Origin of the sequence: Limosilactobacillus urinaemulieris (assembly GCF_014838745.1) — a bacterium.
GTDB lineage: Bacteria > Bacillota > Bacilli > Lactobacillales > Lactobacillaceae > Limosilactobacillus > Limosilactobacillus urinaemulieris.
Genome location: NZ_JABUXR010000024.1, coordinates 1 through 16,314, shown reverse-complemented (window position 1 = coordinate 16,314; position 16,314 = coordinate 1). Strand labels below are relative to the sequence as shown.

11 protein-coding genes and 1 rRNA gene are annotated in these 16,314 nt (G+C 40.7%); 3 read left to right on the top strand and 9 right to left on the bottom strand.

Features of this window, described 5'->3' with window-relative positions:
* Positions 1-161 precede the first annotated feature (161 nt).
* The gene (locus HUK45_RS08770) at positions 162-1,553 is read right to left on the bottom strand and encodes an MFS transporter (RefSeq protein WP_191911994.1); all 1,392 of its coding nucleotides are present in this window, start codon (positions 1,551-1,553) and stop codon (positions 162-164) included.
* A gap of 242 nt (positions 1,554-1,795) precedes the next feature.
* Between HUK45_RS08770 and HUK45_RS08765 the strand changes: the two genes are divergently transcribed.
* Genes HUK45_RS08765 through HUK45_RS08755 form a run of 3 tightly spaced genes read left to right on the top strand, consistent with a single transcriptional unit; the run spans position 1,796 to position 4,686 of the window.
* The gene (locus tag HUK45_RS08765; protein ID WP_191911993.1) at positions 1,796-2,764 is read left to right on the top strand and encodes an efflux RND transporter periplasmic adaptor subunit; all 969 of its coding nucleotides are present in this window, start codon (positions 1,796-1,798) and stop codon (positions 2,762-2,764) included.
* A 1-nt stretch (position 2,765) separates the two neighbouring features.
* The gene (locus HUK45_RS08760) at positions 2,766-3,464 is read left to right on the top strand and encodes an ABC transporter ATP-binding protein (RefSeq protein ID WP_191911992.1); all 699 of its coding nucleotides are present in this window, start codon (positions 2,766-2,768) and stop codon (positions 3,462-3,464) included.
* Positions 3,451-4,686: an ABC transporter permease gene (locus HUK45_RS08755; RefSeq protein ID WP_191911991.1), complete on the top strand. Its 1,236-nt coding sequence runs from the start codon at positions 3,451-3,453 to the stop codon at positions 4,684-4,686. The genes HUK45_RS08760 and HUK45_RS08755 overlap by 14 nt, the downstream gene beginning before the upstream one ends.
* 94 nt (positions 4,687-4,780) lie before the next feature.
* On the opposite strand, the gene HUK45_RS08750 is transcribed toward HUK45_RS08755, so the two are convergent.
* From HUK45_RS08750 to rrf, 8 genes are all read right to left on the bottom strand, one after another.
* Entirely contained in the window at positions 4,781-5,716 is a 936-nt protein-coding gene (locus tag HUK45_RS08750; protein ID WP_191911990.1) for a DMT family transporter, read from the bottom strand.
* A 481-nt stretch (positions 5,717-6,197) separates the two neighbouring features.
* A complete protein-coding gene (locus HUK45_RS08745; RefSeq protein WP_191911989.1) occupies positions 6,198-6,698 on the bottom strand; it encodes a phosphatase PAP2 family protein in 501 nt (166 codons plus the stop codon).
* A 7-nt stretch (positions 6,699-6,705) separates the two neighbouring features.
* Positions 6,706-7,659, bottom strand: coding sequence for an aldo/keto reductase (locus HUK45_RS08740; protein WP_191911988.1), 954 nt, complete (start codon positions 7,657-7,659; stop codon positions 6,706-6,708).
* A gap of 256 nt (positions 7,660-7,915) precedes the next feature.
* On the bottom strand, positions 7,916-10,762 hold the full coding sequence (locus HUK45_RS08735; RefSeq protein ID WP_191911987.1) for a DEAD/DEAH box helicase: 2,847 nt from the start codon (positions 10,760-10,762) through the stop codon (positions 7,916-7,918).
* Positions 10,763-11,002: 240 nt separating this feature from the next.
* Positions 11,003-12,154 carry a hypothetical protein gene (locus HUK45_RS08730; RefSeq protein ID WP_191911986.1) on the bottom strand — a complete coding sequence of 384 codons (1,152 nt, stop codon included), beginning with the start codon at positions 12,152-12,154 and terminating at the stop codon, positions 11,003-11,005.
* A 183-nt stretch (positions 12,155-12,337) separates the two neighbouring features.
* Positions 12,338-14,695 (bottom strand): SEC10/PgrA surface exclusion domain-containing protein, encoded by a 2,358-nt coding sequence (locus HUK45_RS09755; RefSeq protein WP_191911985.1) that lies wholly within the window; start codon positions 14,693-14,695, stop codon positions 12,338-12,340.
* A 490-nt stretch (positions 14,696-15,185) separates the two neighbouring features.
* Entirely contained in the window at positions 15,186-15,710 is a 525-nt protein-coding gene (locus tag HUK45_RS08720; protein ID WP_191911984.1) for a GNAT family N-acetyltransferase, read from the bottom strand.
* A 406-nt stretch (positions 15,711-16,116) separates the two neighbouring features.
* Positions 16,117-16,233 (bottom strand): 5S ribosomal RNA (gene rrf, locus HUK45_RS08715).
* Positions 16,234-16,314: the final 81 nt, after the last annotated feature.

The window sequence follows — 16,314 nt, the reverse complement described above, 5'->3', positions numbered from 1 at the left end:
ATGGTTTTGCCAATCAAAAATTTTTCTTTTTAAGAATTGATTGTCTTTTTGTATAAAAAATACCACCCACATTTCTGTGAGTGGTATCGATATCCATCAATACCAGTTGACAGATACCCATTTTTCGAGAAGACCCGGTGTTAGTTAAAACATATCATTAATTAGTTTTGAGCATTTTCACCATTGTTTTCTTTAGCATGATCAGCTGCATTAACTTTAGCTTCCATCCGCAGAATATGACGTTCCTTGAAGACAAGGTAAACAAGAAGCAGGAAGGCGGCACCGGCAGCAACATAGATCGTAACTGATGATGCACCCCAACCAAAACGGTTAACTAATTGACCAATTAAAGCAGTGGCGGCAGTTTCACCAAAGACGTACTGGAAGAAGCCCATGAACCCGGTCGATAACCCAACCGCGTAATTTGGCACAGCTTCGTTAACCATTAAACCAACTAGTGAAAGCGGTGCATAAATCAAGCTCCCCATAATAAAGAGAACCGCAACGATAACTGCATGGCTAGTACTAGTGAAGTAAGTGATCAAACAGATAATTAAGCAGATTACGCAAATTAAGCAAACTAGTGACCGCCGTCCCTTCAAGAGGTCAGAAATCCCACCAAGGATAATAACTCCTGGAACAGCCGATAATTCAAAGATTCCGACTAACCACTTAGCCCAATCAACACTGAAGCCCTTTGTTGGCAAGTAACTTGGAATCCAACTCATGATCCCATAACGCACAATGTAGATTGACATGGAAGTTAACGTAACTGCCCAAACAACCTTATTACACAAGATGTCTTGGTAAAGGATTTGCCAGAAAGTCTTATTAGACAATTCCTGAGCGGTTGAATTACCGTTCTCATCTAGTTCAACGTGACCAGAATAAACAGCCATGTTCGGCAAACCAGCTACTTCCGGACGCTCTGAATTAATCAATAACATAATAGTAGCAATAATTGCAGAAACTACAGAAGCGGTTAAGAAGACAGCTGGTAATGAACCAGAAAAGAGGAACGTTGCTATTTGAATACAAGCAACACAGGCAAAGGCTCCGGCATTGTGCGCTGAGGCCCAGACAGCGAAGACAACTCCCCGGTGCTTTTTAGCAAACCATAATGAAATTTCCCGCTGACAAGCAGGTGCTCCCATTGCTTGAGTAATGGAAATAAGGAGCATTAGGAATAAGATCAGATAAAAGTTCTTAGTAAATGCTAAGAAGGCATTAAAAATACAAGAAAGATAAAGACCAAATGCCAGGAAGACCCGCGTATTCGACTTATCCGCTAAGCCTCCCATAAATAACTTAGCAACACCATAACCGATCCCAAACGTTGAAAGAATCAACCCAATTTGGCCAATGTTAAAGCCGTATTCCTTCATTACCGGCTTCTGTTCGGTCGTAAAGATCAACCGAATAATGTAGTAAGCCAGGTAAGTAAAACAGGTTGCTAAAATAACCCCCGTCTGCTTGCGCCGATAAACACTAGGTATTTTATCTTTTGGCACAAGTTTGGTTGCATCCGGAGACGGTTTCAAAAACTTAAACAAATGAAACACTCCCTTATAAAAAGTAAAATAGGTAAACAACTAAGTGAAATTTAATCACAGTTAACATTGTAAGCGTTTCCTATACAAATTTAAACAAAAATTTTGAGATTTTACTTTTATTTATATTTTTTACTGGCTAAGTTCTTCTTAATCGTAATTATAAATTGTTCTTGCAATTTAAATTTCCACCCTATACACTTAGTTACATAACTAATCAACCTAAAATTGGGAGGAATTCTTAAATGACCGCAAAACGAACCAGCCAAAAGCAATCACGATGGCGAAAATTATTAGCAACCAAACAGCGACGACTGGTAACGATTATTAGTGTTCTCGTAATCCTAATTCTTATTATTATCGGTATTCAACACTCAACCGCTAAAAAGAACAAGTCACAATCTTCATTTTCTACGATGAGGGTTACTTCTCAACCAAGCTTTAACCTTACCGGGAAAATCGAGCCAGTAGAAACACAAGTGCTAGCTTTGCCTTCCGGGAAGCTTCAAAGTCTCGCTGTTAAAAATGGCGATCATGTGGTTCAGGGACAAGCAATCCTAACGATGCATAATGATGATTTACAGAATCAAGTTGCAAATTTACAAAATCAACTAGACCAGTCACAAAGCACTTCTTCAGAAGATCAGACCAATAGTCCCGCAATGCAACAACAATTAAAGAATATTTCGGGGAAAGTTAACCAAACCCTTGTGGCTCCATATTCCGGATATGTATCCATCGACCAAGCTAAAGAAGATGCTCCAGTAGTAACCCTCTATTCAGATAACCTCCAATTTGTCGGCCAGGTTTCTGAATACGACTACGATAAATTACACCAAAGTACAGATTTAAGGGTTAAGGCACTCGCGACAAATCACGTAGCTAACACCCAGGTTAATTACCTAGCCACAATCCCAACAAAGGGTACCGGCAACAATACCCGCTATAAAGTGACCGCAAGCGTTAATGCCAATGAATTCATAGCTGGTCAAACCGCTAAAGCATCAATTAAACAGGATGGCATCTTAATTCCTAAAAAGGCTGTTCGCAACGGAAAAGTATTCGTCGTTGATGATAACGGACGAGTACGTAAAACCAGGATTAGTGGTCACGCTGTCAATAGCTCCTACGTTGTTACGAATGGAATTGATGAAGGCGATAAAATTGTGATTAATCCTAGTAGCAAATTGAAGAACAATACAAAGGTTGATTAAAATGATCACTCTGAAGAATATTAATAAGTACTATCGACAAGGCAGCCACCGTTTTCATGTTCTGCATGATATTAATATTGAAATCGACCAGGGCGAATTAGTCGCCATTATCGGTGAATCTGGGTCGGGTAAATCAACCCTCATTAACATTATTGGTTTCTTAGATGATGATTTTGAGGGAACCTATTTCTACCAAGATCACCCAATCCATGATTACACACGGAAGCAATTTTCCAGTTTACGGAACCAGAATGTTGGCTTTGTTTTTCAAAATTTTAAATTATTGCGGGAGTCAACGGTAGCGGATAATGTCGCTTTACCATTACTATACGCAGGCAAATCCCGCAAAGAAATTAATGGCCGAGTTTCTGAAGTGCTTGAGCAAGTAGGTCTAGCAGGCTATGAAGAACAATTACCGAAAAATATGTCCGGTGGTCAACAACAACGGGTCTCGATCGCCAGGGCAATTTCAACGCATCCCAAATTCTTGATTGCTGACGAGCCAACTGGTGCTCTTGATAGCGAAACAAGTCAAGAAATTATGAACTTATTTAAATTTCTTAATCAACAGGAGGGCACAACCATCATCATGGTTACTCATGATCCTCACGTTGCCGAACAATGTGAACGGGTCATTAAAATCATTGATGGTCGAGTAATCAGTGATAGTAAGGAGGGAGAATCACGTGCAGGTCATTGAATTATTTAAGACGGCAATTCAATCTTTAAGAGCGAATAAAAAGCGGAGTTTTCTAACAATTATTGGGATTATGATTGGGATTGCTGCTGTGATTACGATTCTGGGGATTGGGGATGGGATTACCCAAACGATGTACGATAAATTCGGTAACAACGCTAAGCAAGGACAGCAAACGACCGAAATTGGCTTTAATCCCGATAACGTCACTTCCAATACCTATGGCTTTACCCAAGATGAAGTCGATAACATTAAAACGCAATTTGGTGGTGAAATTAACAATATCCAGATTGAGCGTGAAACCGATAACCTCTCAACACAAGCTCAGATTGGCGATACCACTAAAAATACTAGTGTTAGTCTCCTGAAAAAGCCGAGTCATCAGATTCGCTTAATTGCCGGCAAAAATTTCACGAAAAATAATTTAGCGGTAGGTCAAGTAAGTGCTTTAATGAGCGATAAAGTCGCTAAAAAACAATACGGTACATCCCAAAATGCTCTGGGAACAACAGTGACAGTTAATGATGTCACCTACAATGTAATCGGAGTATATAAAGCGCAGGGGCAATATACAGGCGATGGCAATCAAAACCCATATGGTGCTGATCTCTTAGTACCAGATTCGCTATATTATCATGGTGAAGGAGCTACTCAGGGAAACACTCTAAAGCTGACTTTTAGCCAAGGCGTCAATGCTAGCAGCATCTCACGCAAGGTTGCTAAGTATTTAAAGAAGAACGGCCCGGCAAGGAATCAAGGAACCTATGAATATATTGATATGGAAAAGGCCTTAAAACAATTCTCCTCACAAATGAAGATTATTACTACCTTCATTAGTTTTATCGCTGCTATTTCACTGTTTATCGCCGGAATCGGGGTAATGAACATGATGTACATTTCGGTTTCGGAACGAACCCAGGAAATTGGGATTCGTTTGGCAGTTGGCGCAACACCGTTTAATATTATGATGCAATTCTTAGTTGAAGCGATAATCTTAACGGTGACGGGAGGATTACTAGGTTTTCTTGGTGGTGCAGGATTAGCACATTTATTAGCACCATTACTATCAAACGCAATTGGCGGCCAGGGGATCCATATTCATGCCCATATTTCGCTGAATGCTTTCTTACTCGCGTTCGGGACATCAGCAGCGGTTGGATTAATTTTCGGTATTCTTCCAGCCCGCCAAGCTGCTAACAAGAACCTAATCGACATCCTAAGATGACAATGAAATGTAAATTGGACCTAAACATTCGCTATGTGGTTCCACCGATTAAATCGGAACACGCCAACACCGAATGTGCAGGTCCATTTTTTGACTATTTAGTTTTTGGCTTATGGTGATTAGTAAAAAATAAAATCCTCTGATAGTAGTTTGATGGGATTGATTGAAGCACGGTAGTTAACAAGATTAATAACGATCCAATAATTGCCGCTCCCGTTAATTTCGTCCCGAGTAGCGTTACTGCTAAGAATGTTGCAACGAGCGGCTCAAAAGCACTAAGGATTCCCGTAACCGCTGGACTAATATAGCGCATACTCTGCAAGAACATTGTGTAAGAAAACATTGTTCCAAAAATAACAATATAGGCAACCAGGATCCACCCCAGCAGATTTAATGATGGCAACCGCTGAATGATGATTTCTGGTAACATCCCAAGTCCACTTAAAAGCATTGCAAGTCCGCAAACCGCTAATGCATCAAAATTTGCAAGTAATGGTCGTGGTAATAAGGTATATAGTGCAGCGGCTACAGCACACCAAAGCCCCCAGGAAATTGCGGCTGGCGTTAGCGCTAACGTTCCAAGGTGGCCCCCAGTAACTAACAAGAAAGTTCCAATTAACGCAATGATAATTGAGATGCAATCAATTCGTCGTGGCCACTGTCGCTGGGCAATGGCTAACCAAATGATAATAATCACTGGTTGAAGGTATTGAATTACAGTTGCTGTTGGCGCATTGCTATATTTTACTGCCAAGAAATACGTCAGTTGTGAGTTAAGCATCCCCAAGAGAGCAAAACTAATTAACGAAACTAAATGGCGACGATTGCTGACTATTCTGCGGACTTGTTGGGGAGTCTTAAATAAACTAACTGTTGTTAAGACGATTCCTGCCAAAAGTAACCGCACTGCCACCAACCATGAAGTAGTAATGCTCGTTTGTTCAAATAAGTATTGTGCTGCAGCTCCTGATCCACCCCATAACGAAGCGCCACCAGCTGCTAGGAGAATTCCTTTCAGTTGTTTTGACATTTTCTCACCCGCCCATCTAGTTATCAATAATTAAATTTAACATTTATTCTTTTACGACGATAGCTTTTCCAGTCTTAAATTAAAAAAATTAAGCTGATCACGCTAAATTAGAGGGTCGTCATGTAAGCGCTAACAAATACTAAGAATTTGTTAATAAATTCCCCTGATTTTTAAGAAATTCGCTTAGCAAAAGCTTATCTAATTATTATCATCACGGGCTTCAAAACATGTTAATATACTTTGTGGAGGGATTGTTGAATCCCGTTAGAAGAAAAACAATTATGTTAAAAGGAGTTGTTCAATATGATGTCTATTATGAGTAATGTTATCGCTGCTGTAAGTTTTGTAGGGCTGATTATTGCGACAAGCGCCCACATAATGAATAACCGGGCATAAAGCAATTATTTATAACGTTTCATTATTAAGAAAATGAGGTAACGAATCACGAGTTGATTCATTGCCTCATTTTTTGTTATTAAATTTAAATTACTAGCACAATGCCACACGCCAAGCCACAGAAGAACCCGGCAATAACATCCCGGGGATAATGAATTCCGCCGATTACACGAACTATGGCTAAAATTACTGTAAGGATCAATAGGATTACCCCTAACACCCGCGAAATACTCATCACACTCATTGCAATTACGGTTGCCGAAAACACGTGACGACTAGGTAAAGAATCTCCGCTACCCTTTCGCGGGATCAGTGGTTTAATCGGCCATTCCTCATATGGTCGTGGGTAATTAAGGCGGTGCCGAATTAACGATAGAAGAACAAAGCCAACTCCCGGAATAAACACTAACGGAAGTAGTTTATTAATCCCACCTGCAAAAAGGGCAACCCAAAGCAATAATAGAATATATGAAACGTACATCCCCACCACAATTGCCCTATTTAACCAGCGAAGGCCGTGAATTAGCCAGGGATGCTGAACAAATGGCTTGGTGATTCGTCGATAAAAGGTTTGGTAATTTTTCATAAGTCTTTTACGGCAAAGTGTTTCCTGCAGCAAGGTATAAGTCATACCACTCTTGGTTTGTCAGTGTAATATCGCTTCCTGCTGCACTATCTTGAATATGTTGTGGATTCATCGTCCCAATCAGGACCTGCATATGGGCTGGATGTTTCAGAATCCAGGCCACTGCAATGGCATTCTTGCTAACGCCGTATTTATCGGCTAGCTTAGCTAATTCAGCATTTAATTTTGGGAATTGCTCATTGTTAATAAATGTTCCCGCAAAAGTCCCGTACTGAAATGGTGACCATGTCTGGATAGTCATTTTTTTCAATCGTAAATAATCAAGAAGGCCACCGTCATGGTTAACCGACCCATTATCCGTCATATTTGTATGCAGACCAAAGTCAATCATCCCCGTGTGCTTCAAGCCAAATTGAAGCTGATCGATCAATAGCCGTTGATCCGTTGCTGATTGCAATAGCTCTATTTGTTGAGGATTGAAATTAGAGACACCAAAATGGCGAACCTTACCTGTAGTCTGAAGCTCGTCAAATGCCTCAGCAACCTCACCAGGGTCCATTAACGGGTCAGGACGGTGAATAAGTAAGGAATCTAAGTAATCAACCTTCATCCGGCTAAGAATACCGTCTACGGCCTTAAGAATATGAGCCTTAGATGAATCGTATCGGGTAATTTGATTATCTGTGTTTGCAAACAATCCCATTTTAGACTGAATAAAGAAGTTTTCCCGGGTTAACCCACTCTGTGCCAGCGCCTCGCCGAAATGGATTTCTGACGAACCTCTTCCTAACTCTGGGTCATTACCGTAGATATCTGCAGAATCAATAAAGTTAATCCCAACTTCATGAGCAGCTTGTAAAGCATCCACTACTTTAGAAACTGCCAAATTTCCCATCCGCATCGTTCCTAATGCAATATTCGACACCTGCCAGTTTGTGTTCCCGATTTTTATCGTTTTCACCTTAATCACCTTTTACTTGTAATTCCTTTTATTTTAATCCAACTAGTTTCTATTGACTAGCACTAATATTTCAGCAATGAAAACGTTTTATAATTAATTTAACAATTACATGAGGATCGTCTAATAATCATTTGCTTATTAAAACAATTATGATAAACTAAAAAATAGGTAGCGATAACTACCTATCTTACTTACTTTGAGGGACCGAGAATTAGCTCGGTCTCTTTGTCGTTTAAAAGAGATCAGTGCAAAATCACTAGTCAAATAATACTTTAGTCATTGCGGTAGGTAGCGGATGCTCTAAAACAAGGTTCATCCCCACCGCCGCTTTTTTCTTTTCTCCAAGCAGTTCTTCTCTCACCGAAGCCGGATCAATCATAGCAGTTCCCAAGTAGTAAAATTGCTTCCCCACAGCATCGCTCCGCTTGACAAAAAGATGCAGTTTCTCACTTTGTCGGCCTGTATCAACTCCCGCAAGCAAGCGCTGTACCTCGGCAGAAGACAGATGACGCGGTGAGCGGGTATACCAACGCAATGATTGACCATCCTGAAGCTGATTATCATATATTGCATTCCGTTGTTTTGGGGACTTCTTGTGATACGTGATGAAGATCGGACATTCGTTTTCAGCAACTCGATAGCCGTACATCGGAGCACTAACGTCTAACGGCCAGTTTAATAACCGACAAACGTCCTTTCGATCATATTGCTGGTAAAGAGTAAATTGCTGGCGTTGATCATATTCTTTACTTAAAGCTAACCCAGTTTTAACCACATCAACAAAGAGTCGCCGAAAATCTGAATTTTGGTTTAACGAATCCTTAATTTGGGAGTTCAACCGGTAAATTTCCTGGTTAACCTTAACGATTGACTGGTCACCATACTGTTGTTTCTTCGTTCGCTTTCCAGCTTTAACATCAAAAAACCGTAAACTAAGAATATCTGTTAGGGAACGTAAAACCGCTTCATTAACATAGCAGTTATTTTTCTCCAAAGCATTAATTAATTGTTTCTTAGTAACCTCCTGATCCTTTAGCAGCGAAAGGAGGATTAATTCATGCGCCCGCTTCCCACTTAAAAGTTCCTTCGTAATGAATGTCAAAACTTGGTTCTCATACTGATTTAGATTTACCTTTTCACCCATCTTAACCAAAAAACTTCCGTAATTATCAAGAAGCTTATTTCGAGCAAAAACAACGGGCGATACTGAATTAGATTGAAAAAAGTCAATTAATAGCGGTCCTCGTCCCAAGCGTTGTTCCAACTCACGGTATGCTCGACGAAGTTCTGCGATTGAATCGAGCTTTGTCTTTTCCAACGAGGTTAGAATTCGCTCACTAGCAACTTGTGAAAAATTAATCGTAGAAATATCAATATTCTGCGGAAGCTGGACTTCACGCCGCGCTTGTTCCTGATCCCGGCTCGAATCATCGTTTAACGCCAACGGGATCATGTAATTATGCTTATAATTACCGATAAAATCAACTACAGTCACGTAGTCTTTTCCTGGGTATTTCCGCAATCCGCGACCTAGCTGTTGAAGGAAAATAATCCGTGATTCAGTATTTCGCAGCATCACAATTTGATTTAATGACGGAATATCAACTCCCTCGTTAAATAAGTCGACCGTAATCAAGTACTCGAGTTCGCCATTTTCCAATCGCTTTACAGCTTCTCGACGTTGATAATCACTATCTTGGTTTGTTAATGCAATTGCCGGATGGCCTAAAGCAGTGAACTGTTTTGCGATTTCATGAGCTTCCGCTTGCCGACTACAAAAGACTAGTCCTCGCGGTTGCCGGCCACAGTAGCCATAGTATTCTAACTGCTTTAAAACATACTTTACCCGTTCACTAGCTACTAGCCGCTTTAGATTAGTTGTCTCATCAATCACTTCACCATTAGCTTCGTAATCTTGGACTCCCACATAATGAAATGGGACCAGCATGTCGTTATTCAGGGCATCACGGAGACGAATCTCATAAGCAATGTGGTAATCAAAGATCCCATAAACATCCTGATTATCCATCCGATCAGGGGTTGCCGTCATCCCTAACCAGAACTTTGGCTTGAAATGATTCATTAAGCGTTGATAACTAGGTGCCGCCGCCCGGTGCGCTTCATCCACTAGAATAAAGTCAAACATTTGGGGAGAGAGTTTCTCAAGGATCTTCTTCTGACTTAATGTTTGAACCGTCGCGAAAAGATACCGTGGTGAAAAGTCATGATGCTGACTGCTAATTAAGCCAAAGTTCTTCTGCGGACCACCAATGACCCGGGAAAAACTCTGCACTGCTTTTCTCGCAACTTGTTCTCGATGAACAACGTAGAGAAATTTTTGTGGCTGGTTCTCCTTAACAGCGAATGCCCCTAAGTAGGTTTTACCTGTTCCTGTTGCCGAAATTACGAGTCCCCGGTGTGCACCACGATTAATTAAGCCTTGAATTTCACCCAGGGCCGTTCGTTGCATTTGATTTGGGATAATTTTTTGGCTATTTTGTTTTAGACCGTTATTTGCTTTTGGTGGTTGCCAGTTCTTAGCGTAATCTGCAATCCATTCTTTGGTTAACGGGTGACTTTCACTTTGAAGGTGACTTACCCCAGTGGTAATTTGTGAAAACAAGGTCGAATTTTTGCTTGAGGTTACCTTCAACATTGTTTCATGGTTTTGGAGCAATGCTGCTCGGGTAAAATTTGCACTTCCAATTAACGCTGTTGAATAGTCATCATGGGTGAAAAAGTATCCCTTAGTGTGAAAGCCAGTAACTGTGGTAACCATGACCTTTAAGTTAGGAATCTTAAGTAGTTCCGCAAACATCTGCGGAGAATTAAAACCAAGGTAATCACTAGTAATAAGTGTTCCGTGGATCCCGTGACGAGCCAGATCAGCCAAGACAACTTTGAGTGGTGTTAACATATCGCTGGTAATAAAAGCTACCGCCCAAGTAAATGACTTACAATTCATTAGTTCGTAACGAAGCATTTCCCAAATTGTGCCATCCTGATTTCCGATCAATCTTGGTGTAAGTTGTTGGTGACCTTGATAATTTCGATCATATAACCCATTTAAAATTGCATTTTTAATCGTTATTTTCTCTGTCATCTTATTCCTCAATCTTCGTTTATTTTCCTAGTAACTTACCATAGAACCACAGAAGGGATTGTGACATAAGTACTTTTACCAAGTTCAAATACGAACAGCACGGTACGCAAATGGGTTCCAGTGTCCGGTATAACCGAACTCTGGAACCCTATTTACGCTCGCGGGGGCGTGAAAACGAAGTCATAAATGACTTCTGTCACGCTCCCTTTTTATTCTGCGTTACTTTAACCTGAATTTTAACTATTCATTATCTTCTAGTTTCTTAGCAACCTTGTTCTTCCGCTTCTTATTTAATGAAGCACCGGTAGCAAGGGCAGCACCTGCAGCAACAACCGTCATGGCTGTAAGGCTATCCTTGTTAACTTTTGGTTGCTTCTTTGCTTCAGACTTAGTGTTGCTTGAAGGCAACTTGATTTGACCACTCTTAATAGCAGCCTCAAGCTTAGCGTTGATCTTTCCACCGCCAAGTTGACGAGTATACCCTTCAAGCGGAACAGATGGAATACTTGCAGCTTCTTGTTGAAGATCGTAGTAATTATCGTACGGATCATCAAAGCCAGCCATCATATTGTCGTTAGCAGCGTGAGCATTCCGAGCTGCAATTTGTGCAGCAATTTCACTCTTCACGGATGCTTCTTCAGAGGCCCGGTTCAAGCTACCTGGGTTTTGAACCTTGCTAGTAAGAACCTGTTGGTCATTTTCTTCGTAGTTAGCTTCAGTCGTAACGTTTGCTTCTTGAGTTTCAGTTTCATTCTTTGAAGCATCGTTGGCAACTGCAGAAGTTGAAGCATCGTCATCGCTTGTTGCGGTTGTTTCAGTTTGGGTAGTAGCTGAACTAACGCCATTAGTAGCGCTTGAACTTGTAGCAGTTTCATCTTTAGAAGTTGTTTCTTCAGCAACAGGGGTTGAAGGAATGTATGGATGACTCAAACCATCAAGAGTAATCTGAGCACGCTTCAACTCGCCCTGAAGACTGTTTAGCTTTTCTTGAGCCTTAGTTAAGTCACCATTAGCAACATCAAGCGTTGTTTGATCCTTATCCAAGGTTCCCTTAAGTTGCGTTAACTTTCCAGTTTCAACTTGAACCTTCAACTGAGCAGCAGCTAAAGCAGTCTTAGCTTTCTTAACGGCTGCATCATTTTGAACCGCGTCAGACTTCTTAGCATTTGAAAGAGCTGCTTCATAGATTGTCTGAAGTTGGCTAACCGTTGCTGTTAATTCTTGAAGCTTTGCCTGACTTGCCTTGTAAACTTGCGTATCATCACTTAACTTTTGTTGGGCACTAGCAACTGCCTTCTTAGCATCACTAATTGCCTTTTCGTAGTTGCTTTGTGGTGAAACAGCAGCAAGGGATGTTCCAAAGACCTTAGCTAACCGAATTTGACTATTCAATTGAGCATACTCATTCTTCTTATTTTGCAGTTCACTTTGAGCTTGTTGCAAGTCGTTTTGTTTTGCTTGAACGTTCTGTTGTAACTGGTTCAGCTTAGCATTGGCTTCGTTAACTGCAGCGTCCCGACTAGCTTGAACTTTCTTTGAAGCACTTAACTTCTGTTGGGCAGCAGCTAAGTTAGTTTAAGCTTGGGCTAATTGACGAGCCTTATCTTGAACACTACCGTTCATAGCATTCAAGTCAGCTTGAACCTTAGCTAACTTAGCTTGCAAGTCATTAATCTTATCGTTTGCTAAGTTAACCGCTGCTTGGGCATTTTCCATAACAGCCTTCTGGTTAAGAGTCTCGTTAGCAGCTTTTTGTTGAGCAGCAGTAGCGTTATTAACTGCGGTTTGGGCAGTAGCAACATTAGCTTGTGCTGTTGTTACCCCGTTTTTGGCGGCAGTTGCAGCAGTTTGAGCTGTGGTAACTGCACCTTCCTTTTGAAGGTAATCATTGTGAGCGTTGTTGATTTGTGCAGCACTAACGTTTTCAGGAGTTGTTGCCCCTTGAGCAAGCTTATTCTTCACTTCTTCATTAGCATGACCATCATCAAAGAAGTTGTAGTGAACCCAACCATCCTTGTCAATAGTAACGGTCATGTACTGGTTACCGTTATCATCATAGGAAATACCGTTCATTCCCTTTGGATCATTAAGGAATGCTTCAGTGTGACCACCGAATCCATAGTAAAGGGGAGCGTCAGCTGCATTTTCAACATCTTGGTAGATCATCGCTAAAATTCCAGCGTAGATACTTTGCTTAACGTCAGCCATTGACATACTTTGCTTAAGGCCAGCAATATGAAGAGAAGCTGGATCAAGTAGTAACCCGGTTGAAAGGTTTTCACCCACAAAGCCGGTGTTTAGTCCTGCCTTGTTAGCGGCAGCAACCATGCCATTTTCGTTGTGTGGTGAACCAGTGGCGTTACTACTCTTGTTCCAACCGCTATTGTTATAAGCACCGTCAATTACTTGGTTACCAAGTTCAGTTGCGTAAGGTGAAACCTTAACCTTGCCGTAACTGTGAGCGGCACCAGCAGCAGTCGATTGGAAACTATCACGGAAACTATTAACAATCTGGGCAGCAAACTTTGTAATCTCGGTTTGCTGAGCAGCTGTCATGTTTCTTGGGTCAACCTTCTCAGTCTTATCCTGAGTAGTTGCTTGGTAGCTAGTCTTTAATAACGGAGTCCATGTTTTACCGCCATCAGTACTTGTCCAACCTGTTGACATCAGTCCCTTAGCAGGATCTCCGCCATTCAGAGCAATCCCTTCTGCACAATCAGACTTAACTTGGGGACTATTATAACGATTACCGTTAATGTAGCTTTCATATTGTTGAACAATATCGCTTGGTGTCTTAACAGTTGGTACACCGTTATCATTCTTGTAATTATTGTAAGTCTCTAAGGCTTTCAGTGCATCAGCCTTAGCAGTAGCCACCTTTTGTTGAGCAGCGTCAGCGTTAGCCTGAGCAGTAGTAACTGCTTGTTGTGCCTTTGCTAAAGCAGCTTTAGTTTGGTTAACCTTTTCTTCAGCTGCTTTTTGGGCAGCAGTAGCATGATCATAATTTTGTTGAGCAGATTCAAGCATCTGTTGGGCATTTTGAGCTGCCTGCTTGTCATTTGCCAATTGCTTTTGTAATTGAGAAATTGTTGATTGCAATTGAGCAGTTGCGGTGACATTATCATTGCTACCGTTATTCTTCAATGCATCCAAACGTTGTTGAGCATCAGCAACCGCAGAAGCATCCTTAGCTACTTGAGCCGCAGCTTGTGAAGCTGTTTGTTGGGCAATTGAAACAGCATTTTGTTGAGCTTGAACTGCTGATTGAGCTGTATTAACAGCCTGTGAAGCAGCGTTAACGGCATCCTGTTGATCATTAACTGCCTTCTGAGCATTTTCTAATGCAAAGTTAAAAGCAGAAGTTGCTGCAGCCTGTGAAGCAACGATGTAATCACTTAACCGCGCTTCTGCACTTGCTTGCAATTCTTTAGCAGAGCTAACAGCACTTTGATCACTATTTACCTGCGCACTATTGCTATTTACCACTTGTTGCTGATCAGAAACAGCACTATTAGCTGCTTGGACAGCACTAGCAGCGGATTGAACATTGCCCTGGTTTTGAGCCGCACTTGTAACAGCAGACTCAACTGCAGCACTAGCAGAAGTTGCTTCATCTGCAGTACTATTTACAACTGCTTGTTGAGCATTAACTGCAGATTGATCAGCTTTAACCGTATTTTGAGCACTATTAACCGTTTGAACACCAGAATTAACAACTTGTTGTTGAGTGTTGACCTGTTGTTGGGCAGTATCAACCCGTTGTTGAGCAGCTTGTTGTGGCGTCTGCGGATTAACATTTACATCGTTATTCTTAACTGTCTGTTGCACAGTATCAGCTTGTGCGTTTAAAGTAGAAGCCCCAAGAAGGGTGGCACCAGTAACGGCCACAGTTCCGACTAGAACTTTATCACTTATCCTCTTCCGATTTTTCACAATACCAACTTCCTCCGTAAATAATCGTTTGATGCTATTATCATTGTAGTCGCGATAAATTTATTTATCAATTATTTTTTATTCTTCAAATTAATCAGTTGAAAAATAAGAGTAAGCAGTTAGACAATTTTACTGTTTATGAAGCTATTTTATTGCTATAGCAGTAACTCTGTCTGTCTTTCATCCGATAAATATAACTATAATCTTTAGGGCAATAAAAACCTAAAATTTTCTTTAACTCCCGAATAACTGTAATGAAATAATTTTCATCTATTAAACTAATACATCGCGTTTTTATCATAAATACCATATTTTATAATTCATAATTATGGTAATTATAGCAACGTAAATAGATGATTTTAATGCCTTTTGTTCAATAAATCGAAACAATTACTTATCATTCGCTAGTAGTGTCATTAAAAATCACCAATTTATTTTCAAATAAGAATAACCGTTTTCTAACAGTAATATCTGTCAGAGAACGGTTATCTTATAATTGATATTCCATTACCTTAGCTTGTTGATCTCCAATATCATCATAATGAATGATTAGCTCTTTGATGATCCGAAAACCAATTTTTGAATAAAGCTTCTCAGAAGGAAGATTATCAGCTAAGATATCAAGGTGAATTACCTTTTTTCCTTCTCGCCTTGCCTCGTCAAATAGGCCATCTAAAAGCTGGCGAGAAACCCCCGTTCGCCGATAATCCGGATGAACTGCAATTAAATGCCAGATACCAATTTCCCGTTCACTTACCTTAGTAGGCCAGTCCACATCAGGATATTCCTCTCCAGTCGTCATTACCCCAGCTGCAACAACTCGATCTTCCTTAATTCTAACCACCACTGTTGCTTGCTGAATAAAGTTACGTAAGCCATCAACGCTTGGGTATTCTCCCCAGGTCCAATTAGCACCGTACTTATCTAATTGTTGATGATCACATACCGTTTTATATAATGTTGCCACTCCCTTAAGATCACTTAATTGAGCTACCCTAACCTGATCAAGTTTCATCTCAGCCTTCCTCCTTTTCCCATAATTATACCTTTTTTCAATCTGGCATTCAGTTAAGAAGATTAGAATTCCATCGTCTATCAGCTGTATTTTTAATACCCAATTTCTATGATCGTTATAACTAGTTTTTAAGGCAGTCAAATTTGTCAACACTAGATAATTTTAAGTGCGCGTACGCTTAGCAACTCTCTGTGGCTTTCAACTTATAAAGTCGTTTCAAGTGTTAATTTTGTTTGCTACAACTACTTAAGGTAAAACCCTCATAGCGTCTTATCTTTATGGTTCCGCCTACTACGATCTATAGCAAGAATTTATCATTAAACTAATATCCATGCCAAACTCGGTTCGTATAACAAAATAAAAAGACCAATTCAGCTTTAATTTGCTGAATTAGTCTTTCCATGTTGCGTGGCAACGTCCTATCCTCGCAGGGAGCGATCCCCCAACTACTTTTGGCGTGTTGAAGCTTAACTTCTGTGTTCAGCATGGGAACAGGTGTATCCTTCAAGCCATCATCACCACACTTACCCTTCCGGGCAAGAGCTTGCGCTCTCAAAACTAAACAATATCTTTCTTCTTCCAAACCGCACCGCGCTTAACTTGG

Coding starts and splice junctions, on each gene's coding strand:
- HUK45_RS08765 (WP_191911993.1), top strand. CDS start 1,796: ATGACCGCAAAACGAACCAGCCAAAAGCAATCACGATGGCGAAAATTA.
- HUK45_RS08760 (WP_191911992.1), top strand. CDS start 2,766: ATGATCACTCTGAAGAATATTAATAAGTACTATCGACAAGGCAGCCAC.
- HUK45_RS08750 (WP_191911990.1), bottom strand. CDS start 5,716: ATGTCAAAACAACTGAAAGGAATTCTCCTAGCAGCTGGTGGCGCTTCG.
- HUK45_RS08745 (WP_191911989.1), bottom strand. CDS start 6,698: ATGAAAAATTACCAAACCTTTTATCGACGAATCACCAAGCCATTTGTT.
- HUK45_RS08735 (WP_191911987.1), bottom strand. CDS start 10,762: ATGACAGAGAAAATAACGATTAAAAATGCAATTTTAAATGGGTTATAT.
- HUK45_RS08720 (WP_191911984.1), bottom strand. CDS start 15,710: ATGAAACTTGATCAGGTTAGGGTAGCTCAATTAAGTGATCTTAAGGGA.